At 44.6% G+C, this 23,214-nt stretch carries 22 protein-coding genes and 5 pseudogenes; 24 read left to right on the top strand and 3 right to left on the bottom strand.

All coding sequences use genetic code 11. The features are described from left to right. From WMO38_RS12305 to WMO38_RS12190, 24 genes and pseudogenes are all read left to right on the top strand, one after another. The coding region (locus WMO38_RS12305; RefSeq protein WP_349162897.1) for a DUF2651 family protein at window positions 1-219 on the top strand (219 nt) is incomplete at its 5' end. 288 nt (window positions 220-507) lie between these two features. Beyond that, window positions 508-1,032: a hypothetical protein gene (locus WMO38_RS12300; protein WP_015516227.1), complete on the top strand. Its 525-nt coding sequence runs from the start codon at window positions 508-510 to the stop codon at window positions 1,030-1,032. A gap of 127 nt (window positions 1,033-1,159) precedes the next feature. Then, entirely contained in the window at window positions 1,160-1,519 is a 360-nt protein-coding gene (locus WMO38_RS12295; RefSeq protein WP_349162896.1) for a DUF3847 domain-containing protein, read from the top strand. Beyond that, window positions 1,485-2,981, top strand: coding sequence for a MobQ family relaxase (gene mobQ, locus WMO38_RS12290; RefSeq protein ID WP_112116288.1), 1,497 nt, complete (start codon window positions 1,485-1,487; stop codon window positions 2,979-2,981). Before WMO38_RS12295 ends, mobQ begins: the two co-directional genes overlap by 35 nt. Then, on the top strand, window positions 2,978-4,849 hold the full coding sequence (locus WMO38_RS12285) for an AAA family ATPase (protein ID WP_118570783.1): 1,872 nt from the start codon (window positions 2,978-2,980) through the stop codon (window positions 4,847-4,849). Before mobQ ends, WMO38_RS12285 begins: the two co-directional genes overlap by 4 nt. Window positions 4,850-4,991: 142 nt before the next feature. Then, the gene (locus WMO38_RS12280; RefSeq protein WP_006428300.1) at window positions 4,992-5,150 is read left to right on the top strand and encodes a transposon-encoded TnpW family protein; all 159 of its coding nucleotides are present in this window, start codon (window positions 4,992-4,994) and stop codon (window positions 5,148-5,150) included. A 41-nt stretch (window positions 5,151-5,191) separates the two neighbouring features. Next, a pseudogene (locus WMO38_RS12275) lies at window positions 5,192-5,776 on the top strand (VirD4-like conjugal transfer protein, CD1115 family); the annotation flags it as partial. Beyond that, window positions 5,743-6,336, top strand: a pseudogene (locus WMO38_RS12270) (hypothetical protein); the annotation flags it as partial. The pseudogenes WMO38_RS12275 and WMO38_RS12270, both read left to right, overlap by 34 nt. Next, window positions 6,317-6,691 carry a TnpV protein gene (locus tag WMO38_RS12265; protein WP_001129922.1) on the top strand — a complete coding sequence of 125 codons (375 nt, stop codon included), beginning with the start codon at window positions 6,317-6,319 and terminating at the stop codon, window positions 6,689-6,691. The pseudogene WMO38_RS12270 and the gene WMO38_RS12265, both read left to right, overlap by 20 nt. A gap of 366 nt (window positions 6,692-7,057) precedes the next feature. Continuing rightward, entirely contained in the window at window positions 7,058-8,977 is a 1,920-nt protein-coding gene (gene tet(O), locus WMO38_RS12260; RefSeq protein ID WP_117477955.1) for a tetracycline resistance ribosomal protection protein Tet(O), read from the top strand. A gap of 51 nt (window positions 8,978-9,028) precedes the next feature. Beyond that, window positions 9,029-9,202: a cysteine-rich KTR domain-containing protein gene (locus WMO38_RS12255; protein ID WP_002779755.1), complete on the top strand. Its 174-nt coding sequence runs from the start codon at window positions 9,029-9,031 to the stop codon at window positions 9,200-9,202. Window positions 9,203-9,692: 490 nt separating this feature from the next. Further along, window positions 9,693-10,202, top strand: a complete 510-nt coding sequence (locus WMO38_RS12250; RefSeq protein WP_105116765.1) for a sigma-70 family RNA polymerase sigma factor — start codon at window positions 9,693-9,695, stop codon at window positions 10,200-10,202. Between the two features lie 94 nt (window positions 10,203-10,296). Further along, complete coding sequence (locus tag WMO38_RS12245) at window positions 10,297-10,722, top strand: RNA polymerase sigma factor (protein ID WP_349162895.1); 426 nt, start codon at window positions 10,297-10,299, stop codon at window positions 10,720-10,722. 83 nt (window positions 10,723-10,805) lie between these two features. Beyond that, a pseudogene (locus tag WMO38_RS12240) lies at window positions 10,806-11,280 on the top strand (RNA polymerase sigma factor). Between the two features lie 154 nt (window positions 11,281-11,434). Continuing rightward, window positions 11,435-12,467, top strand: a pseudogene (locus tag WMO38_RS12235) (AAA family ATPase). 517 nt (window positions 12,468-12,984) lie between these two features. After that, window positions 12,985-13,950, top strand: a complete 966-nt coding sequence (gene mobV, locus WMO38_RS12230; RefSeq protein WP_001820668.1) for a MobV family relaxase — start codon at window positions 12,985-12,987, stop codon at window positions 13,948-13,950. Window positions 13,951-13,958: 8 nt separating this feature from the next. Next, window positions 13,959-14,813, top strand: a complete 855-nt coding sequence (locus tag WMO38_RS12225) for a ParB/RepB/Spo0J family partition protein (protein WP_000743700.1) — start codon at window positions 13,959-13,961, stop codon at window positions 14,811-14,813. Between the two features lie 45 nt (window positions 14,814-14,858). Then, window positions 14,859-15,089 carry a YdbC family protein gene (locus tag WMO38_RS12220; protein WP_001206986.1) on the top strand — a complete coding sequence of 77 codons (231 nt, stop codon included), beginning with the start codon at window positions 14,859-14,861 and terminating at the stop codon, window positions 15,087-15,089. Between the two features lie 71 nt (window positions 15,090-15,160). Next, entirely contained in the window at window positions 15,161-15,352 is a 192-nt protein-coding gene (locus WMO38_RS12215) for a hypothetical protein (protein ID WP_001820669.1), read from the top strand. A 54-nt stretch (window positions 15,353-15,406) separates the two neighbouring features. Next, entirely contained in the window at window positions 15,407-17,263 is a 1,857-nt protein-coding gene (locus tag WMO38_RS12210; protein WP_001820670.1) for a recombinase family protein, read from the top strand. Further along, window positions 17,256-18,203: pseudogene (locus WMO38_RS12205) on the top strand (LPD25 domain-containing protein); the annotation flags it as partial. The gene WMO38_RS12210 and the pseudogene WMO38_RS12205, both read left to right, overlap by 8 nt. A 59-nt stretch (window positions 18,204-18,262) precedes the next feature. Then, window positions 18,263-18,610 carry a DUF6664 family protein gene (locus tag WMO38_RS12200; protein ID WP_349162893.1) on the top strand — a complete coding sequence of 116 codons (348 nt, stop codon included), beginning with the start codon at window positions 18,263-18,265 and terminating at the stop codon, window positions 18,608-18,610. A gap of 118 nt (window positions 18,611-18,728) precedes the next feature. Beyond that, window positions 18,729-19,934: a TRADD-N-associated membrane domain-containing protein gene (locus WMO38_RS12195; protein ID WP_349162892.1), complete on the top strand. Its 1,206-nt coding sequence runs from the start codon at window positions 18,729-18,731 to the stop codon at window positions 19,932-19,934. 142 nt (window positions 19,935-20,076) lie between these two features. Further along, entirely contained in the window at window positions 20,077-20,673 is a 597-nt protein-coding gene (locus WMO38_RS12190) for a hypothetical protein (RefSeq protein ID WP_349162891.1), read from the top strand. Between the two features lie 236 nt (window positions 20,674-20,909). Here WMO38_RS12190 and WMO38_RS12185 read toward each other — a convergent pair whose 3' ends face one another. From WMO38_RS12185 to WMO38_RS12175, 3 genes are all read right to left on the bottom strand, one after another. After that, entirely contained in the window at window positions 20,910-21,848 is a 939-nt protein-coding gene (locus WMO38_RS12185; protein ID WP_349162890.1) for an Abi family protein, read from the bottom strand. Window positions 21,849-22,007: 159 nt separating this feature from the next. After that, window positions 22,008-22,700 carry a hypothetical protein gene (locus WMO38_RS12180; protein ID WP_349162889.1) on the bottom strand — a complete coding sequence of 231 codons (693 nt, stop codon included), beginning with the start codon at window positions 22,698-22,700 and terminating at the stop codon, window positions 22,008-22,010. Next, a complete protein-coding gene (locus WMO38_RS12175; protein ID WP_349162888.1) occupies window positions 22,697-23,062 on the bottom strand; it encodes a hypothetical protein in 366 nt (121 codons plus the stop codon). Before WMO38_RS12175 ends, WMO38_RS12180 begins: the two co-directional genes overlap by 4 nt. Between the last annotated feature and the right edge of the window lie 152 nt (window positions 23,063-23,214).

Below are 23,214 nucleotides of genomic sequence, written 5' to 3'. Positions count from 1 at the left end.
ATTGTTATGTTAGTAATTATTCCTCTAATATGTTTAATAACCTCTGTTTTTTATGGGATTAGGAATGGTTTTAACTTCTGGTATATTTTGATTGTAGCAATAATGTTTGCGCCATCTATATTTATATTTTATAACTCAAGTGCATGGGTTTACGTAGTTGGATATGCAGTTATTGCATTATTGGGAAATTTAATAGCATTGCCATTAAGAAAAAGATAACTTCCAGTTTGGCGAACTGATAAAATCCCTTTAGGAACTAAAGGGCGCACTTCTATACTCTCTGTCGAGAGTAGTGCGTCCTGCGGAGCTTCATTCTCCGTCAGCAGAAGAAAACTGCATGACCGAGAATGTTGCGTCACTTCGTTCCGTCAAGGTGGCTACACCCCCTTGCGCCGCTAAAGCGGCTATCCCCTGTGGACTTGCCGTCCGCAAACGGTTTTGACAAACCGTTCGCCGCCAGCAAGTTTGAAAATCAAGAATCTTAATTTGATAAAGGAGTGTGATTCTATGAAAAAGAAATTACCCATAATCCTCTTGGGTGTTATTTTGGCTTGTGTGTTGGTTTTCGGTTTCCTTTATGCAAACAATGACATTGGTAAAACCGCAAACAGTTTAGAAGCAGACATTCGCCAATCTCAAAAAATTTTGGATGATTGGATTGTTGATGGAAGCATTTCCGACACAATGGCTGCATTTATTTCTTACCCACAGGACAAGACAGACCACACTTTTTCTGTCTATGTAAATCGCCCTGGCTTGTCTTTTGGATATTTCTTCCGTGGTGGTGGAGATATAGTTGAGGTTGATGATTACATTGCAGAGTTTGTTGTTGAGGGAAATAATGAAAGGGCATTTATCTCAATGAATACCCAAAATATTGTTCGACTTGAAGTAGATGATGGCAACGGCATTCAGGTGATTGATATTGATAGTGGCAAGCCTTTCGCCATTGTCCTGCCCCTCAATGTAGGAAACATCTGTTTCTATGATACGAATGGAAATGTTGTGGAATATCTTCGCCAACAACTTTGACCAACTTCAATTTACCGAACTGAACACAACAACTGAATACCGAAAAACTGACCGTTGACTGGTCGCAATCTGCGAAAAGTTGACGGTCTTTTTTTATCCCCATTTTCAAAAAAGGAGGTCACGAAAAATGGCAAAACCGAAAAACCTTGAACAGCTCCGAGCCGAAAAGGAACAGGTCGAGACACAGCTTGCACAGGAACAGCACAAGCTGGAGCGTCTGGAGAACAGAAAGAAGTATCTGGAGAAAGGCGAGAGACAAAAGCGCACCCACCGTCTTTGCAATCTGGGCGGCACGATTGAGAGCCTTGCCCCGGAGTTCAAAGATCTCACACGCACCGAAATGACGGAGCTGATGGAGTACATCTTTTCTCTGCCCGAAGTCCAGCGAGCCGTCCGTCACATGGCGATTACCCATATCAGCCAAGCAAACAGAGAAAAGGAGTTGAAAGGCGATGGCACTATTTCATCTGAGCGTCACGCAGACTAAGCGAAGCGCAGGACAGTCCGCTATTGCTTCTGCCGCCTACCGTGCCGGGGAGCGATTGTATAGCGAGTATTACGGCGAATACAGCGACTACACCCGCAAGGGCGGCGTGATCTGCTCCGATATTCTCCTGCCGTCCCATGCACCGCCAGAATACGCAGACCGCCAGACCCTATGGAACGCCGTGGAAAAAGCCGAGCGTGGAAAGAACGCCCAGCTTGCATACAGCTTTGACATTGCCTTGCAGAATGAATTTTCCCTTGAGGAAAACATCGCTCTTGCAAGGCAATTTTTGTTGGAGAACTTTGTGAGCCGTGGCATGGTGGTTGACTTCGCCGTACACCAGCCAGACCGGGAGGACGGCGGCATACCAAACCCGCATTTTCATGTGCTTTGCCCCATCCGCCCCATCGAGCAGAACGGCAAATGGGGACTAAAGCAACGCCGGGTGTATGAGCTGGACGAGGACGGCAACCGTATCCGAGACGCAGACGGAAAGTTTGTGTTCAACGCCGTTCCCACTACCGACTGGGGCAGTCCCGAAACGCTGGAACATTGGCGGCAGACATGGGCGGAACTATGCAACGCCAAGTTTGCGGAGAAAGGGCTTGATGTTCGTATCGACCACCGAAGCTATGAGCGTCAGGGCGTGGAGCTTCTTCCCACCGTCCATGAGGGCGCAACCGTCCGGGCAATGGAGAAGAAAGGCATACGCACCGAGAAAGGCGAGTTCAACCGCTGGATCAGAGCAACCAATGCCGTTATCCGGGACATCAAGAAGAAAATCGCTCTCCTGTTTGATTGGATTGCCGAAGCAAAAGCGGAGCTTGCCAAGCCGCAGGCACCCGACCTTGTTTCTCTGCTGAACGCCTATTACACCAAGCGCAGAGCCGGGGCATATTCGCAGAAAGGCAAGGTCAGCAACCTAAAGGAGATGAACGAGACTTTCAATTATCTCCGGGCAAACGGCATTTACACTCTTGAAGATTTGGAAAGCCGTGTCAGCGAACACAGTGCTGCCACAGAGAGCTTGAAGAAAACGCTGGACGAACAGACCGCCCGAATGAAAGCAATTAAGCAGATCTATGACAGCTCTGCTGCTTTCCAGAGCTTGAAGCCTGTCTATGACGGCTTGCAGAAAATCAAGTTTGAGAAGCCCAGAGCCAAGTACAAGGCAGAGCATGAAGCGGAACTGAAACAGTTCTACGCCGCCAGACGCAAGCTGACTGGGGAGTTCCCGGACGGCAAGGTGGATATGAAAAAGCTGACCGAAGAGTATGACGAGCTGGAACAGGCGCACAACACCACCTATGGCGAGTTTAAGACCGTCAGAGACGATTTACACCGCCTTTGGAAGGTCAAGTCATGTGTAGATACTGCCGCCCGATTTAACGAGCGCACAGAGGAACAAATGCTCCAAAATCGACCCCAAACACGACACAAAAAGGAGGAACTATCCCGATGAATTATACCCAAGCACAGATTGACCGGGCAAACGCCGTCAGTCTGGAAGATTTTCTCCGCACACAGGGAGAGACACTTATCAAAAGCGGACGGGAATACCGCTGGAAAGAACATGACAGCCTGACCGTCCGGGGAAACAAATGGTTTCGCCACAGCCAGAGCAAGGGCGGCTATCCCATTGATTTTGTCATGGAGTTTTACGGCAAGTCCTTTCCCGAAGCAGTCCAGCTCTTAACCGGCGAAAGCGCCGAGGGACAGAGCGAAGCCAGCACAGCACCGCCCACAGCGTTTCACTTGCCCTTGCACAACAGAACAGCCGACAGAGCAATTCAATATCTTTGCGAAAGCCGAGGTCTCAACAAAACGCTTGTTGAGGCTTTTCTTCTTTCCGGGGATATTTACGAGGACGCAAAGCGGCACAATGTTGTGTTTGTCGGCAGAGACCGAAGCGGTACGCCGAGATACGCCCATGTGCGAGGAACGGCAGACCCATTCAGGCAGGACATTGCCGGGTCTGACAAGTCCTATCCGTTCCGCTATGAGGGAAACGGCAACCAGCTCTTTGTCTTTGAAGCGCCGATTGACCTTTTGTCCTTTATCTGCCTTTATCCGCAGGACTGGCAGACAAGGAGCTACCTTGCCCTGGGCGGCGTTTCAGGCAAAGCCCTTGACCGTTTTCTTTCTGAACGCAAGGACACCCGAAAAGTGTTCCTCTGCCTTGACAGCGACACCGCAGGAAGTGAAGCCTGCACCCGGCTGGCACAGGACATTCCCGGCGAGATCGCCGTCATTCGCCTTGTCCCGGCAAGAAAAGACTGGAACGATGTTCTCCGTCAGCAAGGGGACATTCCCAGCCGCAAATTCATAGCCGAGACAATCACGCTGCGAGAGTTGCCCACCGCCCAGCCTGTCCCAATGCTCCGTATGGCAGATGTGGAGCTGACGAGCGTGGATTGGCTATGGTTTCCGTATATCCCCTTTGGAAAGCTGACGATCATACAGGGCAATCCCGGCGAGGGCAAGACCTACTTTGCCATGCGTCTTGCGGCGGCTTGCACCAACCGAAAGCCCTTGCCCGGTATGGAAACCCTTGAGCCGTTCAACATCATCTATCAAACCGCCGAGGACGGTCTGGGCGATACCGTCAAGCCCAGACTGATGGAAGCGAACGCAGACCTTGAAAGAGTGCTTGTCATTGACGATAGAGACACGCCGCTGACCCTTGCCGATGAGCGCATAGCAAGGGCAATCCGGGAAAACAACGCAAGGCTGGTTATCATTGACCCGGTGCAGGCGTTTCTGAGCGCAGATGTGGACATGAACCGGGCAAATGAAGTCCGTCCCATCTTCCGCAGTCTGGGAGACATTGCACAGGCTACCGGGTGCGCTATCGTGCTGATCGGACACCTCAACAAAGCCGCAGGAACGCAAAGCACCTACCGGGGATTGGGGTCTATCGACATTACGGCGGCAGTCCGCAGTCTGCTGTTTATTGGCAAGCTGAAGGACAGTCCGACAACGAGGGTGCTTATCCATGAGAAAAGCTCCCTTGCGCCGCCCGGACAGTCCCTTGCCTTTTCTCTGGGAGACGAGAAAGGCTTTGAATGGATAGGAGCTTATGACATTACCGCTGACGAGCTTCTTGCCGGGGCAGACACCGCCAAGACCGAGAGCAAGACCGCACAAGCACAAATGCTCATTCTGGAACTGCTGGCAGATGGAAAGCGTATGCCGAGCGCAGAGCTGGAAAAGGCAGTCAATGAGCGTGGGATTTCTTCACGCACCATGAGAACGGCGAAGAGCCGTATCGGGGACAGACTTGTGACCGAGAAAGATGGCACAGCATGGGTCTGCTATCTCCGCAACTGACAACAGGAACACGGCAAGCGTGGCAAAGACGGCAAGGTTTTTATAGATACCTTAATGTTGCCGCCTTGCCTTGTTCCCTCATACCGACGCCGCCCGATGATGAACAGTCACCGGGCATTTTTCATTTACAGGAGGATTTTGAATGAACAATACCGCAACCAACACCGCCACTTGCCCGACTGTCAGAAAGCAGATCGGCAAGACCACCTATATCGTCCGTGTGCATTTCAGCCAGACCGCAAAAGAGACGATGGAGGACAAAATCAAGCGTCTGCTCCGTGAGGAAGTCCGCAAAATGTGACTTCTTTTTGAATTTGATAAAAAAGTCCTTGACTTTTCGTCTCTGGAAAGACAGCAAGATCAATTCTGATTAGCTGTGGTGCGAGGTTAGCACCATTTGATATTAAGGAGCTGCGTGACCTTATGGAATATGACGAGCTGGAGCTTGATACTCTGGGAGAGGAAAAGACAGCATTATTCGTTATTATTTCCGATACCGATGCCACATTTAATTTTGTGGTATCAATCATGTATTCACAGATCTTTAACCTGCTTTGTGATAAAGCAGATGATGTTTATAACGGAAGGCTCCCGGTTCATGTGCGTATGCTCCTTGACGAGTTTGCGAACATCGGGCAGATTCCACAGTTTGAGAAGCTGATCGCTACAATCCGTAGCCGTGAAATATCAGCTTCTATTATTTTACAGTCAAAATCCCAGCTCAAGGCGATATATAAGGACAATGCTGACACCATAGAGGGCAACTGTGATACCACCTTATTCCTTGGAGGAAAGGAAAAGACCACGTTAAAAGAATTGGTGGAAGTATTGGGTAAAGAGACAATTGACCTTTATAATACCTCGGATACAAGAGGTACGAGCCAGTCCTACGGTCTGAATTACCAAAAGACCGGAAAAGAGCTTATACGAAGCGGGCTGAGAAAGTCAGGGCAAGGCTTGTCGAGCCGAACATCGACAATATGCTCAAGATAACCAATGACGGGCGGAAACTGGCTCTTGACCAGAGAATAATTGACCCGATGCTGCCAGATGACCCAGACAGTAAAGTCAATGCCTGCGTGGATAATGTGTACCGTATCTGGGAGGAACACGCCGATACCAAAGCGACACAGCTTGTGTTCTGTGACCTGTCCACCCCGAAAAATGACGGTATTTTCAATGTTTATGACGATATGAGGGAGAAGTTGATAGCCCGTGGTATCCCTGCAGAACAGATACGCTTTATTCACGAAGCGACCACCGATGCACAGAAAAAAGAGTTGTTCGGCAAGGTCAGAAGCGGCGAAGTCCGTGTGCTGTTCGGTTCTACTCCGAAGATGGGAGCAGGTACGAACGTGCAGGACAGGCTCATAGCAATCCATAACCTTGATTGTCCGTGGCGTCCTTCCGATGTAGGACGGATTTTGCGGACATTCAAAATAAAAAAGAATGTGGAGGTAACAGACAATGGCAAAATCATTATTTGAGGAACTGGGCGGCAAATACGAAAGGCAAGGGGATTATTTGATACCGTGCTTAACTGTACCCGCCGAAGAAGAACAGGCAATAGGCATCTGGGGGCAACGGCATTTAGATTATCTAAAACAGTACCGTAAAGTTACATACACCAATCTTCTTACAAGCGGCAGGCTAAACGCCTACCTTGCCGACATCAACAGACAGGCACAGGAACGCTTTGAAAGGCTCATAGAGGGTATGAAACAGGCACAGGGCATAACGGAACAGCTAAAGGCAGAAAACGCCTTAGAATGGACAGGATGCCTCAATAACATAAGGGCTTGTGCGAGGGAGATTGTGGAAAAGGAAATTATTTTTGCATAAACAGATGATTAGTGGCAGGGGGAAATCCTGCCGCTTTTTCTGCTTTAGTTTGTCAGCTTGACAAATAAAGGGTTAAGGAATATAATTAGATTCAGTTTTATACAAGGAGTTAATAAATATGCGGCAAGGTATTCTTAAATAAACTGTCAATTTGATAGTGGGAACAAAAAGTAGCAGTCCCGTTTCACTTTTAATATGGGGCTTAGTTTTTTGTACCCAGTTTAAGAATACTTTTATCATGTAATTTTATATGCCCGAAAACATATAAGTGTTTTGGGGCTATTGGAGTTATTTACCCAGTGATAGGAGTATTTATCACTGGGTATTTTTATGCCCTTTTTTGGGTGTTGATAGGAGGAAAATCACATGAAAATAATTAACTTAGGCATTCTGGCTCACGTTGACGCAGGAAAGACAACATTAACGGAAAGTTTATTATATACCAGTGGTGCAATTGCAGAACTAGGGAGCGTAGATGAAGGCACAACAAGGACAGATACAATGAATTTGGAGCGTCAAAGGGGAATCACTATCCAGACAGCAGTGACATCTTTTCAGTGGGAGGATGTAAAAGTCAACATTATAGATACGCCAGGCCATATGGATTTTTTGGCGGAAGTATACCGTTCTTTATCCGTTTTAGACGGAGCAGTATTATTAGTTTCTGCAAAGGATGGCATACAGGCACAGACCCGTATACTGTTTCATGCACTACAGACAATGAAGATTCCGACAATCTTTTTCATCAATAAAATTGACCAAGAGGGGATTGATTTGCCAATGGTATATCGGGAAATGAAAGCAAAGCTTTCTTCGGAAATTATAGTGAAGCAAAAGGTTGGGCAGCATCCCCATATAAATGTAACGGACAATGACGATATGGAACAGTGGGATGCGGTAATTATGGGAAACGATGAACTATTAGAGAAATATATGTCAGGGAAACCGTTTAAAATGTCAGAACTGGAACAGGAAGAAAACAGGAGATTCCAAAACGGAACGTTATTTCCCGTTTATCACGGAAGCGCTAAAAACAATCTGGGGATTCGGCAGCTTATAGAAGTGATTGCCAGTAAATTTTATTCATCAACGCCTGAAGGTCAATCTGAATTATGCGGGCAGGTTTTTAAGATTGAATATTCAGAGAAAAGGCGGCGTTTTGTTTATGTGCGTATATATAGCGGAACATTGCATTTGAGGGATGTTATTAGAATATCTGAAAAAGAGAAAATAAAAATCACAGAGATGTGTGTTCCGACAAACGGTGAATTATATCCATCCGATACAGCCTGCTCTGGTGATATTGTAATTTTACCAAATGATGTTTTGCAGCTAAACAGTATTTTGGGGAACGAAATGCTGTTGCCGCAGAGAAAATTTATTGAAAATCCTCTCCCTATGCTCCAAACAACGATTGCAGTAAAGAAACCTGAACAGCGGGAAATATTGCTTGGGGCACTTACAGAAATTTCAGATGGCGACCCTCTTTTAAAATATTATGTGGATACTACAACGCATGAGATTATACTTTCTTTTTTGGGGAATGTGCAGATGGAAGTCATTTGTGCCATCCTTGAGGAAAAATATCATGTGGAGGCAGAAATAAAAGAGCCTACTGTTATATATATGGAAAGACCGCTTAGAAAAGCAGAATATACCATCCACATAGAAGTCCCGCCAAATCCTTTCTGGGCTTCTGTCGGGTTGTCCATAGAGCCGCTCCCTATTGGAAGCGGAGTGCAGTATGAAAGCAGAGTTTCACTTGGATATTTAAATCAATCGTTCCAAAATGCGGTTATGGAGGGGGTTCTTTATGGCTGCGAGCAGGGGCTGTATGGATGGAAAGTGACAGACTGTAAAATCTGTTTTGAATATGGATTGTATTATAGTCCTGTAAGTACCCCCGCAGACTTTCGGCTGCTTTCCCCTATCGTATTGGAGCAGGCTTTAAAAAAAGCAGGGACAGAACTATTAGAGCCATATCTCCACTTTGAAATTTATGCACCGCAGGAATATCTCTCACGGGCGTATCATGATGCTCCAAGGTATTGTGCAGATATTGTAAGTACTCAGATAAAGAATGACGAGGTCATTCTGAAAGGAGAAATCCCTGCTAGATGTATTCAAGAATACAGGAACGATTTAACTTATTTCACAAATGGGCAGGGAGTCTGCTTGACAGAGTTAAAAGGATACCAGCCAGCTATTGGTAAATTTATTTGCCAACCCCGCCGCCCGAATAGCCGTATAGATAAGGTTCGGCATATGTTCCACAAGTTAGCTTAACAGCTTGCAAAAGTCATATAAAATGAGATTTGAAAGGATTAGAGACTAATTATGATGAAATGCGAATGGATATTGTGTCCTGTTTGTGGGAGCAAAACCCGTAATAAAATTAGGAAGGACACTGTTTTGGAGAATTATCCCCTTTATTGTCCAAAATGCAGACAAGAAAGATTGATTAAAGTTGACAACTTGAAGATAACTGTCATCAAAGAGCCAGACGCTTAAGACGCAGAGCCGATGAAATTGTGGAACAATTCACGAATCATCGGCTCTTTTTGTTTCGTATTTGAAAGAACAAACTCACCAAATAAAAAAAACGATATTCGGGTGGGTTATTTTGTTATACCCTAAATTACCCTCTGAATTTGTTTTTAAATTTGGAGGGATTTTTTTATGTCCTTTTTTCGGGCAGTTATCTATCTGCTCATACGAAGCAAAATTTATCAATACATAGCATATCAGAGAACGGCAGGAAACCAGTTAAAAAAATTTCTGCCAGTGCAACGGTACTTCTCACCTTGAAAGTAGAAGTACAATCTCCATACAATAGAATTACTATTTCCTATAACCGTAAAGGTCACAGAGCCTTTGCGGTTTTTCTTTTGTCGATTTTTGTTGGAAAGTGCCGTAGGGCTGTTTCTGATATGCGGTGTCGTTCTCCGCCTCTCCATCTGGATTTTTTACATTTCAAAAATTCAGATGGGAGGTATTTATGGTGAAATATGCACCAAGAAAGGTATATATCAGAGAAAGTGGCGGCTATGTGGAATTATCCTACACGGAGTTCTGCCGTTGCAGGGAATCCGACCAGACCTATATGGACAAGCTGTTTATCCCCATTCAAGGCTGTCTGCTTGAAGTCGTGAGGGAGCAATACACAGACTTCTACCGTGACAAGGAACGGTGGCGTTATCTGCAAAAATTAGATACAAAGAATAGACTGCTATCTCTCGACGGATTTACGGACAGCGAGGGGAATCCTCTGGACTTTATCACTGATGAAGCGGTGGACATTGCAGAAACCGTTGTCAATGCGGTCATGGTGGACAGGCTGAAAGCCGCCCTGCCTTTGCTGTCGGATAGTGAACAGGAGCTGATACAGGCAATCTTTTTTGACGGACTTTCCGAGCGTGAAGTCGGGGCGAGGTTGGGCATAACCCAGAGCGTTGTAAACAAACGCAAAGCCAGAATCCTAATAAAACTAAGAAAGATAATAGAAAATTAAAATTTAAGGCGTTCAGCCCCCTTGTTTTTTCCTTTGGGAAGATGAGGGGGCTTTTCTCTGCCCTCTCAATCAATTCTGATTGGAGGAAGTAAGAATGGCATACAACCACGGACGGGAGGACAGGAAATGGCGTATCTGGAAAGAAGCGGAGGAAAAGCTGCTGCGTGAGTGCGGCGTTGATGAAGCGACCATTGAGCAGATACGCATGGCGGACAGGGCAGACTTCAATTCCAACATGCGGTTTTACCGATGGACGAATGACGTTGCGGAATATCTTGAGGACATGGCAGGCAGGGAGCGGCAGGCGGAAGTGGGTACGGTTGCGGAGTTACTGGAAGAGATTGAGAGCGAAAATCTCTATCAAGTATTAGTCACGGTGGACGGGCGTACCTTGAAAATCGTCCTGCTGAAAATGCAGGGGTATTCCACAAAGGAGATTGCCCCGCTTGTGCATTTGACGACTGGTGCCATCTATGCGAGGTTAGACCATCTGCGGAAGAAGCTGCGGAAAATTTTATAGCTTCTAAAACAGCCTGCCATCCTGCGGGCTACTGGGTGAGGGATGGAAATCCCCTCACTCATTTTTTGCAGGAGGACAACAGGATGGCATACAGGGTTAAGGCATACACGCTTCGGGAGGAATCCACGGAAAGCGGCACAAGGTATTTTATCAGCTTTAAGGACGGGCAGGGCAAATCCCACGAGTTGGAAGTGTCGGAACAGTTCTTTATGGAGTTTCGGCAGATGGAGCGCAGGAACAGGAATCTTTTCTAATGGGACGAGCGGCACAGGGAGTTTAACGAGGTATGGGACGAAACCCTTTACAGACGGGCGTTGCGTGTGCCTAAGAGCCTTGATGAACGCATGGTTGAGGAAGAACGGAATGAAACGCTCTATAAGGCGGTTGGGAGCCTTCCAGAGATACAAAGGCGGCGTTTCCTGCTCTACTACGAGTATGAGTTCAATTTTTACCAAATCGCCGCTATGGAGCATTGCACCGCTTCGGCAATACAGAAATCTGTTGCGATTGCAAAGGAGAAAGTAAAGGCGGAAATTGAAGAAATATCTCCAACCGTGACCGACACCGCCCGAAAAAGAAATCTGTTTTTTATTTGTGTGGGATTGGCGGCATTACATACTCTCACTTTTTTCCGTGGGAGTAAATCTATTTTTAAGGAGGTCAACGCCTATGTGCAACGAAAACAAAGACACCGCCCGAAAGGAGGAAAGCCATGCAGAAGTTACAGACAGTCAACGCCGAAACGCTCCTTTATGAACCGCTTGAGAAACCATCCTTTGTGGTGGACAGCCTTATCCCGACAGGCTTATCGCTGTTCTGCGGCTCACAGAAGATAGGCAAAAGCTGGCTCATGCTGAAGCTATGCTTATGCGTGTCGCAGGGAATCCCTTTATGGGATATGCCGACAATGGAGGGCGATGTGCTTTACCTCTGCCTTGAGGACACGTTCTGCCGCATACAGGACAGGTTATTTCGTTTGACGGACGAAGCAAGCGGGCGGCTCCACTTTGCCGTGGCAAGCTGCAAGCTGTCAGACGGTCTTATCGTGCAGCTTGAAGATTATCTGAAAGATTACCCAGACAGCAGGCTCATTGTCATTGATACCTTGCAGAAAGTCCGTACAGCTTCAAAAGACAATGCCTATGCAAGCGACTATGGGGACATCTCCCTCATCAAAGACTTTGCCGACAGGCACTCTCTGGCGGTCATTGTCGTACACCACATCCGAAAGCAGAATGACAGCGACGTGTTCAACAAGGTGTCTGGGACGACAGGATTAACGGGGAGTGCGGACGCTACCTTTGTTCTGGAAAAGGAGAAACGTGCGTCTGACACCGCCAAGCTGTATGTGACGGGCAGGGACACGCCTTATCAGGAATACACGCTGCGTTTCCGTGATTGCCGTTGGGAGCTTGTGGAGCGGAAAACGCAGGAGCAGCTTGCGAAAGAAACGATACCAGATGTCCTTTTTCGGTTGGTGGATTTTATGAGGGATAAGGAAGAATGGATAGGCACGGCAACGGAACTGTTAGCCGCTATGGGGGAAACGGAAACCATACCCACGGTGATTACGAAATGGCTGAATGAATACCGCACCACATTTTTAAGCGAGAACCGTATCTGCTACCAGTACAGCCGCAGGAAAGACGGCAGGCGGATTGCCCTTGCAAGGAGGGCGGGTGACAGCGGTGATGGTGGTGACAGCGATATTAGGATACCCCCCTGTTACTGTCATTGACGCTTAAAGCCATGTAAAGCTGGCGGCTCTGCCCTGCGGGTGACAGCAGTGACGGTGGTGACAGTGATTTTAGGATACCCTGCCGCTGTCATCCCTACGGGAGAACACCCCGTAAACGCAAAATGCAGGCGTGAGATTTACTCGCCCTTTTCGGTCGTGTAAAACCACCCCTGCGGTCAGAAAAATCATTCCGATTTTTCCGACTGCGTTTACAGGGTGTAACACACTACACTTTGCCCTGCAAAGTCGTGTGCCAGACGTTCCCTCTGGACTCCCTTAAGGCAGGGCTGTGCCCTGCTATCCTACGCCTTACGGCTTCGGATAAAAGAATGGCGGCATGACGGTGACGGCTCTTGCGAGGGGGGTATCCCAAAAACACCGTCATCATCGACATGACCGTCATGCAGGGGGTGAGGGTGACAGTTGCGGCAGTCGGCAGGGGGTATCCCAAAACTGCTGTCACCACCGTCACCGCTGTCACCCCAAAGGACGGTCACCCGCCGAAAGAAAGGAGGAATCCGCCTATGCCTTATGCAATCCTGCGTTTCCAGAAACGAAAAGCGGGCGGCGTTGCGGCTTGTGAACGCCACAACGAGCGGAAGAAAGAAGCCTACAAAAGCAACCCAGATATAGATATGGAACGCTCTAAAAACAATTACCATCTCATAGCACCACCAAAGTACACCTACAAGAAAGAGATTAACCGCATGGTAGCCGAAGCGGGGTGCAGGACAAGGAAAGACAGCGTGATGATGGTGGAAACGCTCATCACAGCTTCACCAGAATTTATGAACCAGTTACCGCCCGAAGAACAAAAAGCGTATTTCCAGACGGCTCTTGACTTCATTTCGGAGCGTGTTGGAAAGCAGAATATCCTCTCCGCTGTCGTCCATATGGACGAGAGAACGCCCCATATGCACCTCTGCTTTGTGCCGATTACGCCAGACAATAAGCTGTCAGCGAAAGCTATCTTAGGCAACCAGAAATCATTATCCGAGTGGCAGACCGCCTACCATGAGCGGATGTCCTCACGGTGGAATCAGCTTGAACGGGGGCAGTCCTCAATGGAAACCAAGCGGAAACACGTCCCCACATGGCTCTATAAATTAGGCGGCAGGCTTGATAAACAGTATGAAGAAATCGTGTCTGCCCTATCCGACATCAACGCCTTTAACGCAGGGAAGAAAAGGGATAAAGCGTTAGATTTACTCTCTGCATGGCTGCCAGACGTGGAGAAATTCTCTAAGGAAATCGGGAAACAGCAGGCGTATATCGACAGTTTGAAAGAGAGAATTGGGCAGGAATCAGACTATGCGGGGCGTATGCGTGATGAAAAGTACGAGCAGGAACTAAAGGTGCAGAAAGCGAATCAGAAGATATTTGAATTGCAGAGAACCAACGAGCAGATGGGGCGGCTGCTGTCAAAAATACCGCCCGAAGTGTTGGAAGAATTGCAGAAAAATCATAGAAGCAGAGCGAAAGAAAGGTAGATATGTGAATGAAGAAACAGGATTTTAAGGTGTTAAAGACCAAAGACTTGTACCCGTTCCCCGACAATCCGTTTCATGTGGCAGAAGATGAAACACTGTCAGAGTTAGCGGAAAGCATCAAGGAATTTGGCATTGTCACGCCGATAATCACACGCCCGAAAGAGGACGGGGACGGTTATGAAGTGATTGCAGGACAGCGGCGTGTCCGTGCTTCTGAACTTGCAGGGATAAATACCGTGCCTGCGTTTGTCCTGCCCTTAGACCGTGACCGAGCCATCATCACCCTTGTAGACAGCAATTTGCAGCGTGAGAATATCCTGCCATCGGAGCGGGCGTTTGCTTACAAGATGAAATCCGAAGCCATGAAGCGGCAGGGTTTCCGCACAGACTTAACCTCGTCACAAGTTGTGACGAAGTTGCGGACGGACGACAAGGTGGCACAGGGCTTCGGCGTGGGCAGGATGACCGTGCAGCGTTTTATCCGCCTGACGGAACTGATACCGCCGATTTTGCAGATGGTGGACGAGGGGAAAATCGCCCTCACGCCTGCGGTGGAACTGTCCTTCTTGAAGAAAGACGAGCAGGAAAACCTCTTTGCCACGATGGAGAGCGAAGAAGCAACGCCCTCACTCTCACAGGCACAGCGGATGAAACAGTTAAGCCAGAGCGGGCGGCTTGACATGGATACGATATTTGCGATTATGACGGAGGAAAAGGGCAACCAGAAAGAAACCTTGAAAATCAACACAAGCAAGCTGAAAAAATACTTTCCGAAGAACACAACGCCGAAGCAGATGGAGGAAACCATCATCAAACTTTTGGAGCGTGAGTTGCAGAGGAAACGCAACCGTGACAGCCGCTAATCTTCTTTTTTCGGGAAGTAAATACAGAGAGTTGAGGTATGGAGAATGAGAGAAATCCAGTATGAAATCGTAAAGGAAATCGCAGTATTGTCTACGGGCGACAGTGGCTACACAAAGGAAATCAATCTCATTTCATGGAATGGGAAAGAGCCGAAGTATGACATCCGCAGCTTTTCCCCGAACCGTGAAAAGTGCGGCAAGGGAATCACGCTGAACGCTGATGAAGCGGCGGCACTCCTTAAAGCATTACAGAAAGAATTAAACAGCGAGGATTAATGGTATCTGATTGGCAGGGCGGGGACATTTCCAAACTCTTCCCTGCCCTGTCTGGAAAGGAAGATTTAAGTATGGGCGAGGATAAGAAAGCAGATAAAAAGAGAAAGCGTATCGTGCCAAAAGCACCAGTGCAGATGATAATCAGCCGTGAATATGTCGGCACACAGACCGTTACAGAAGCGTTTGTCCCGATTATCTCCGAGGATATTCGGAAGAAGATTGCCGAGGGCGACACCTTCGACAATGAGGGGCTGTCCGCTTAGAATGTACGCAATGGGACATGAAAACAGATAGGACAGATACGGAGGTTTTACAGTATGGCAGGAATCAAAGAAGAAAAGAAAATCTATTTAGTCGGCATTTATTGCCGCTTATCTAAAGACGATGGTACGGATAACGAGAGTGCGAGCATTGCGACACAGAAATCCATCCTCACGGATTATGTGAAAAAGCAGGGATGGCACATAGCAAAAACGTATGTGGACGATGGTTATTCTGGTACAAATTTCCAAAGACCAAGTTTCCAGAATATGATAAAAGACATTGAAAGCGGTCTGATAAACTGCGTGATTACGAAAGATTTATCCCGTCTGGGGAGAAACTATCTTGATTGTGGGTTATATCTGGAAGTTTTCTTCCCAGAGCATAACGTGAGGTATATAGCGGTCAATGACGGCGTAGATACCTTGAATAAATCTGCTATGGACATCACGCCTTTCCGCAACATTTTAAACGAAATGTATGCCGCTGACATATCTGTTAAGATAAAATCGGCATATCGGGCGAGGTTTCAACAGGGGAAATTCATGGGAACTACCGCCCCTTATGGCTATATCAAAGACCCTGCCGACCACAACCATCTGCTGATAGATGATAAAGTGGCACATGTTGTAAAAGAGATATTCGACCTTGCATTAAAAGGGAATGGAGTTGCCAAAATTTGCAGACATCTTAATAAACAGCATATCCTACGCCCTGCCGCTTATGCGGCGGAGCGTGGCGAAACAGGCTTTGAACGTCATTTTGAGGGGAACGAGGACAAACGCTATATTTGGAGTGGGAACAGCGTGAGGAGCATTTTAAGAAGCCCGATATATGCGGGAAATCTTGTAGGCTACAAACGGATTGCCGCCAATATGAAAAGCAAGAAACGCCCCTCTAAGCTGCCCGAAGAATGGGAAGTGATACCCAATACCCATGAGGGAATAGTCACGCAGGAGGAATTTGATATTGTCCAACAGCTTATTACAAGTCGTAGGCTTCCACAGAACAAGGGAGGATTTGTAAATATTTTTGCAGGCGTTATCAAGTGTGTGGACTGCGGATGTGCTCTGCGGGCAATGAACGTACACAGGAGGAAACGCCCAGAGATTATCGACTGTGTACAGTATTCATGTAATAATTATGCAAGAAACGGAAGAAGCGAGTGTAGTGCCCACAATATAGAAGCAAGGGATTTATTCAATGCCGTTCTTGCCGACATCAACTGTTTTGCGGATATGGCAGTGAATGATGAAAAGGCGGTCAGGGCCATAGAAAAGCGGCTCACGGAAACAGACCAGAGCAGGGCGAAAGCATTAGAGAAAGAACGTAAGAAGCTGAACAAACGCCTTGCGGAACTGGACAGGCTGTTTTCCTCTCTCTACGAGGATAAGGTCATGGAGCGTATTACCGAGCGGAATTTTGAGATGATGTCGGGGAAATACCAGAAAGAGCAGCTTGAAATTGAAGCAAGGCTGAAAGAGGTGACGGAAACTCTTAATGAAAGCTACGAGAAATCACGGGGAATCCGTGACTTCCTCGCCCTTATCCGAAATTATCAAGGCTTAAAAGAACTGGATGCAACAGTTATAAACGCACTCATAGACAAGATACTTGTTTCGGAGCGTGAGAAGATGGCAGACGGAACAGTGAAGCAGGAAATCAAGATTTACTATAAATTCATCGGCTTTGTCGATGAATTACATATCATACCTACAAAACGGTGGGCAGCAATGCCCGCTAAAAATTGTACGGTGTGCGGCGTTGAATATGTCCCGGGCTCTGGTGCATCAAGGTATTGTCCTGCTTGTGCCAAGAAGATACGGAGGGAGAAATCAAACGAGAGCAAACGCAGGAGCAGAGAACAGAAAAGGATAGCATGTATGAACTGTCCGCAAAAAATGACCGACTGACCTTGAACAAAGGCAGGGGCGTATTGAACGGCAGGGAAATATGTTCCCAGAGGTGGAGGTTTACCGCTATGTGACCGAGCAGACTTTTGATGCTTACCTCTATCAGTTGGTGGAGAGCAAACAGAAATTTATCAGCCAGATAATGACGAGCAAAAGCCCTGTCCGTTCTGCCGAAGATGTGGACGAGGTTGCTCTGTCCTTTGCCGAGGTTAAAATGCTTGCCACAGGCGATGCATGTTTTAAGGAAAAGATGGATTTGGATATACAGGTTTCCAAGCTCCGAGTGTTAAAGCAGAGTTATCTTTCCGAGCATTACGACCTTGAGGACAGAGTGCTGAAATACTATCCCCAGACTATTAAAGAGTATGAGGAACGCATTGCAGGCTATGAAAATGATGCAGCTCTTGCCGAGCAGCACAAGCCGCAGGGCGAGGATAAGTTCTGCCCGATGACCCTAAAAGGCGTGACCTACACCGAAAAGGCAGCCGCAGGCGAAATGCTTCTTGCAATCTGCAAGGATTATCCGATGTCTGCACCTACCGATATTGGCAGATACCGAGGTTTCCGAATGGAGATTTATTATGACACCGTCAATGCCCATTACTGTATGAACCTCTGCGGAAAGGCAAAGCATAAGGTGGATTTAGGTGCTGATGCCTTCGGAAATCTGACCCGAATTGAAAACGAGCTGTCAAAGCTCCCTGCCAGACTGGAAGTTGCCAAGATCAAAAAGGCGGAAACTATCGCACAGCTTGAAACCGCAAAGGAGGAAATCAAGAAGCCTTTTGCCTTTGAAGATGAGCTGAAAGAAAAAACAGAACGGCTGAACGCTCTTAACATTGAGCTGAATCTAAATGAAAAAGATACTTCCGTTATGGATACCGAGCCAGAGCAGACAGAAGAACAGCCCGAAAGAAAATGTGCAAGTTGGGAGAGATAATGTGGTTTGCATATTTGTATTGCTGATTTCTGGGAAGTATAAGAGGTGTAGATTAGTAAATGTCGGAGGTGAAAGGTGTGCTTGATAATTTCAGATTTGAAACCTTTGTTGATGTGCATAGCAACATCTTTGCTGAATATCTAAGCTCCGTTATCGCAAAGCTGCCCAAAGAAAATCCAGAATACCGTTCTATAGAGGAAAGGATAGAGGAACTCTACAAAGAGTATCCAAAAGTTATGGTAGTTCTGGATACGGAAAAGCCGAGCGATTTGTCCGAGCAGGAGTGTAAGGTTTTGATAGAAGTTTTGGAGCTTCGGAACAGGCTCAGCGATATGCAGCAGGAAGCAATCTATTTCAGAGGGTGCTATGACAGCGTTGGGTATCTCAAAAAGGCAGGAATTTTATAACCAAGAACGGCGGCATTGGCGTTGAGCTGATGCCGTCTTTTGCATAGCGGCACAGGTAGAAAAATATGTCGTAATATGCTATAATATAATACAAGGTTTGGTCGAAAGGATTGTGAATATGAAAGTTTATATCTTAGCTTCGCTTGATAATATCTCATTTGCAGAAAAACTTTTAAGCAATATAAGAAATGCAAAGATTATTTCAAAGCCATCAATAAATGAAATTGGTTCAAATATTAATGTAGCTCTAAAACGAAAAATGGAGAGTGCAGATGTCGTTTTAGCGATAATAGATGAAAAATTCTCTGATAGTGTATCTCTTAATTTGGAGTTGCAGTTGGCACAAATGTCAGTACGAGAAAATAGAAATAAAGTGTTAATTCCAGTTGTTTTGAATAAGGCAGATGTTCCTAAATGTATAGAAGGAACATTATATATCGACTGCATTTCTGATTCTGAGCAAGATTTATGCAAAACACAATTGATGATAGAAAAGGTGTTGACACATAGAAAATATATTATAAGAAAGGGCAATCTAAAGGGAAAAAACAGTAGAACATCTTCTATGATAATTATGACTCTTGCTATTGAAATGTTTGCAATGCTTTTCATTGTTCTATTATTTAAGGAAAATCCTTTTCAAATGGGAAGTATTGGGGACGAGAGTATTATTACTATAACATTCGGAATAGCCTCTGTGATGTTAGCTTTTGTAGCTCTTTTAACGAGCTATTTATCAATTATGAAAAGACGATGGCAAGAAGATGATGAAGAAGAATTAGAGTCTTATTCAAGACGATTAAAACGGGCTATAGTTCCAGAAGAAATAAAACAAGAGGAAAAAAAGAGTTCTGGAAATGAAGGTAAGAAAAAGGAAATTGATGCTTTAGAGCGTATGATGATTAACCTTGAGGATATTAAAGAGTTTTATACTTGGAGTCAAAAGCAGGCTAAAGCATCATTCATTTTAGCTGTAATAATGTGTATTTCTGGATTTGGTTTAATGATAGTTGCAATACTGATACCTATTGTATTCAGATTGAGTTTTCAGATGTCAATTATCCCAGCTATTGGAGGAGTTATAACAGAGTTAATTGCAGGAACAGCACTGGTAGTATATCGTAATTCGTTATCACAACTCAATCACTATCATAAAGCCTTACACGAGGACGAGCGTTTTTTATCAAGTGTAAATTTGCTTGGAAAATTCAGTTCAGTTGAGGCACAAGATGATATGTTACGAGAAATAATAAGAAGTGAAATACAAATGAATTTAGCCGAATTGCAAGAAAATGAAAATAGGGAAGCAGGCAATTCAAAATAGTATTTTAAAGTGTCTAATTGCAGAAAGAACATATTAAAGTGGTATTTGTTGGTATCTAATGTTTCCTCATGGTTGTATGGGGAATAATTAGTAATTATGTGATATGATTTTCAGTGGGATTTTTCAATTGAGAGGAAAAGATATGTCTGATTTTAATAAAATAATGGCATTTCAACAAATGATGCCATATCTAAATAAAGAGCAGCAAGATAATTTAGCAACGACTCTTGGAATGGAGTTACAGGAAATTGAAAGACGGTTGGTGGGAAAAAATAAGGAAGATGAATTTATTTTAATTCTTCTTTTTATGGAAGTGTGTAAAAGTATTACTGCATTTGATGAGGGGGTATCTCAATTATTAAAGACGGCAACCTCCGATTTACTTGTAGAGTTACAGAATGAAAAGAAGTTCATGTTGGAGATAAAGCATACTGGCAAAGAACGGTATTCTATTAGTATGGGAAATCTCCAAAAAAGAATTGATTATGCGAGTAAATATGGATTGGAAATGTTTTTTGCCATCTCAATTAAAGGATATTGGATGCTGTTTAATGCGGAATATTTGAAAGAGGAAAAAGGAAAGATAGATATTTCTGATTTAATGAAATCTAAATTGGATGAAATGCTTGATTGTATTAGCTATGTCTTTCCAAAAGGGTTGAGGATAAAAAGTGTTTATTGCTTGATAGGAATATTAATGTATATAAAAATAAATTATCTGGTTTTGAGGCGAAATTGAGAGTTACAGAGCAGGAGAACACAGAAATAAAATCAAGTTTTTGGTACAAGCTATTTGGTAAAAAGTAAATAAAGGATGATATAAAATAAGGTTTGCCCCACAATTTAGGGCAAACCTCAACTTTTACAAATTCTATAATAGAGCGGAGTTCACGCATGAAGCTCCATCGGCCGTGCACCTCGCAAGCAACGCAACACAACCATACATACTGTAAATCATAAATGACGCAAAAGCAACTATTTTTTATAGCAAACAATTTTTTCCCAGTTTTCAGGAAAACCCATTTTGGAAAATAGCAGTTCCTGGCTGATGTGTGGGCAGTTCTTGAGAATGGAATGAATCAATCGTTTGAGCTCAGCTTTAAATTGTTTAAATTCCTGATTGTCAATAAGATAACGCAAAGCAATCACTACTGCAAATAAATCCTTCTTTCCAATAGCATATTGTCCTTTTTTCTGTGGTAGTTGTAATTTGCTATGTAAAACAGTATCAGGGATTGCTTCATTTACTTGAAATGAATAAAGTCTTTCGTTGTGAGCACATACATTCCTACAGCTTGCAAGGATACGGATGAGCTGATGCAACTGAACCTCTGACATATTGGCAAAATTCAGACTAATCTTGGTGCGGATATCAGAAGTCGTATATTGATACATTTTTGAAATTTGTCCAAACGTAAGTGCATTGGTTGCTACCCATAAAGGGACATTTCCATACACTGTTGCATGATGAGTGATATAACTATAGTTGCTTGGCAAGGCGATAGTTTTACTTAAGGTAGTAATCAGGCGATTTATTTTGCTTTGATTTCTGCGAGTATAGTTATAATTACCTGCAGTTAAATATGCCGTCTGTTGTTCTCCATATTTTTCGCAAAAGTAATAGGAAAGCATGGATTTCAACTGTCTTTCCACATGTAAGATATATTTTAGAAAGAGCGTTCTTAATTCTTCATCAAAGTAATAGAAAGCGGTAATTTCTTCAAAAGTAACACCATGTAGATAATTACCGGATGGTTTATGTTTAAATAAATCCTTATAACCGCCGATTAATGAAAAATAGCTTAACTTTTGTAAAGTGGTTTTGGCAAATTCAGGATCAGAAATAACAAGCTGTTTTTCTTTTTCCAGCTTTTCAATTTGCTCATCATATGTGAAAAATGTTTTATTAGCCATCTCTGAATCCTCCTTTATTTTGGCATAAAAAAAGTGGAGCCCACGCATGGAACTCCACTGGCTGCGGGCATCGCAAGTTTCCGCAGCGCAACCACTAGAGATACTATACCATTGATATCTAGCGATGTCAAACAGTATTTTTTTAGTGGCATTAATAGTTTATGCGTTTCTGTGTGTGATATTCTTATTTTGTTGATTTCTGGCATTCAGCCATTTTTCTTTATATTTCTGTGCTTTCTCAGGCTTGTGCCATCTGGCATACAGATTATTCAGATATCCGTATACAGATTTTAGATAGCCATTCTTAGAAACATAATTATCATATGATGAAATAGCAGTATCAGACGAAGCTGAATCAGAATCACTGGTATCCATAGCAGCATTGATAATACTCTCTGCTGCCAGTAGATTCTTTTCTGCTTCTATTGGTATACCTTCCTTTAATGCAATTATTCCGGCGGCAAGCCGGCAGTAGCCATAATCCAAAGTGCTGTTGCCTTCGTTATCTGTCACAAGAGTATCATATTGATTAAGGACAAGCCGTGCAAGCTCTAAATCACCAGCAAGTATTAGCATATTTACAAGGTTAAGCATCTGTTGAAGCATATCGTGCGTTTCAATTATGCCGGTGTCAGCATATGAAATTCTTATCTCAAATGCCTTGTGTAAGGCTTCGGTCGCTTTATCAGCTTTTTTAAGTGCAAGATATACATTGGACAGATTGTTGTAAAGATTTGAGAGTAGATTGATATAGCGTTTCTGATTCATGGTGTTCATAGTGTCATCTTCATTTTCAAGCAGGTGTATAGCTTTTTCACGCTTTTTTACAGCCACATCATAATCCTTTCTCATGTATGCAAGCTCTGCTTTATGCCAATTATTTTTCGGCTGTTATTAATCATATCTTCCATTAAATATCTTGCATTAGAAACATTTATAAGATTAGGAATAATCTTATTTTCAAAGTCCGTAATCATCTGATTATGCCCGGTATCATTTTTGTATTCATTCAGAATATCCACAGGAACAGGCCTTGCTCCATTACACCAGCGGCTGAATGTGATGTTATCTTCTGAGACTTCACCATAGTCTGAGGCTTCATCCGAAAGGCAGAGCGAAAAAAGGTCACGCACGAGCCGGTGTTGCGGGTAAGTCTTTATTTTATTGTCAAGTAATGCACCTGTCACATGTGCAAATGTCAATTGATTTTTCATACTTTCTCCATGTCTATGTCAACTTCCAGTCAACATGTTGTCAATGTGTTTCGTTCTCAAAATTCACTATCATTATCACAACAAAACATAGCCAGCAGACATCAGAAGATATCTGAAATGGCTATAAATATTATAACATAGAACAAACATAT

Source organism: Lachnospira hominis (ex Hitch et al. 2025), from assembly GCF_040096395.1.
Classification (GTDB): Bacteria; Bacillota; Clostridia; order Lachnospirales; family Lachnospiraceae; genus Lachnospira; species Lachnospira hominis.
Note: the sequence above shows the minus strand (reverse complement) of the source record. Positions and strands in the feature narration are given on the sequence as shown.

Excerpts from the sequence above, each read along its gene's own strand:
- WMO38_RS12245 (WP_349162895.1), top strand. The coding sequence starts at position 10,297 with ATGGCATACAACCACGGACGGGAGGACAGGAAATGGCGTATCTGGAAA.
- WMO38_RS12200 (WP_349162893.1), top strand. The coding sequence starts at position 18,263 with ATGTCGGAGGTGAAAGGTGTGCTTGATAATTTCAGATTTGAAACCTTT.
- WMO38_RS12285 (WP_118570783.1), top strand. The coding sequence starts at position 2,978 with ATGAATTATACCCAAGCACAGATTGACCGGGCAAACGCCGTCAGTCTG.
- WMO38_RS12215 (WP_001820669.1), top strand. The coding sequence starts at position 15,161 with ATGGGCGAGGATAAGAAAGCAGATAAAAAGAGAAAGCGTATCGTGCCA.
- WMO38_RS12190 (WP_349162891.1), top strand. The coding sequence starts at position 20,077 with ATGTCTGATTTTAATAAAATAATGGCATTTCAACAAATGATGCCATAT.
- WMO38_RS12180 (WP_349162889.1), bottom strand. The coding sequence starts at position 22,700 with ATGAGAAAGGATTATGATGTGGCTGTAAAAAAGCGTGAAAAAGCTATA.
- WMO38_RS12225 (WP_000743700.1), top strand. The coding sequence starts at position 13,959 with ATGAAGAAACAGGATTTTAAGGTGTTAAAGACCAAAGACTTGTACCCG.
- WMO38_RS12220 (WP_001206986.1), top strand. The coding sequence starts at position 14,859 with ATGAGAGAAATCCAGTATGAAATCGTAAAGGAAATCGCAGTATTGTCT.
- WMO38_RS12195 (WP_349162892.1), top strand. The coding sequence starts at position 18,729 with ATGAAAGTTTATATCTTAGCTTCGCTTGATAATATCTCATTTGCAGAA.
- mobQ (WP_112116288.1), top strand. The coding sequence starts at position 1,485 with ATGGCACTATTTCATCTGAGCGTCACGCAGACTAAGCGAAGCGCAGGA.
- WMO38_RS12280 (WP_006428300.1), top strand. The coding sequence starts at position 4,992 with ATGAACAATACCGCAACCAACACCGCCACTTGCCCGACTGTCAGAAAG.
- WMO38_RS12295 (WP_349162896.1), top strand. The coding sequence starts at position 1,160 with ATGGCAAAACCGAAAAACCTTGAACAGCTCCGAGCCGAAAAGGAACAG.
- WMO38_RS12300 (WP_015516227.1), top strand. The coding sequence starts at position 508 with ATGAAAAAGAAATTACCCATAATCCTCTTGGGTGTTATTTTGGCTTGT.
- WMO38_RS12185 (WP_349162890.1), bottom strand. The coding sequence starts at position 21,848 with ATGGCTAATAAAACATTTTTCACATATGATGAGCAAATTGAAAAGCTG.
- WMO38_RS12255 (WP_002779755.1), top strand. The coding sequence starts at position 9,029 with ATGATGAAATGCGAATGGATATTGTGTCCTGTTTGTGGGAGCAAAACC.
- mobV (WP_001820668.1), top strand. The coding sequence starts at position 12,985 with ATGCCTTATGCAATCCTGCGTTTCCAGAAACGAAAAGCGGGCGGCGTT.
- WMO38_RS12265 (WP_001129922.1), top strand. The coding sequence starts at position 6,317 with ATGGCAAAATCATTATTTGAGGAACTGGGCGGCAAATACGAAAGGCAA.
- WMO38_RS12175 (WP_349162888.1), bottom strand. The coding sequence starts at position 23,062 with ATGAAAAATCAATTGACATTTGCACATGTGACAGGTGCATTACTTGAC.
- WMO38_RS12210 (WP_001820670.1), top strand. The coding sequence starts at position 15,407 with ATGGCAGGAATCAAAGAAGAAAAGAAAATCTATTTAGTCGGCATTTAT.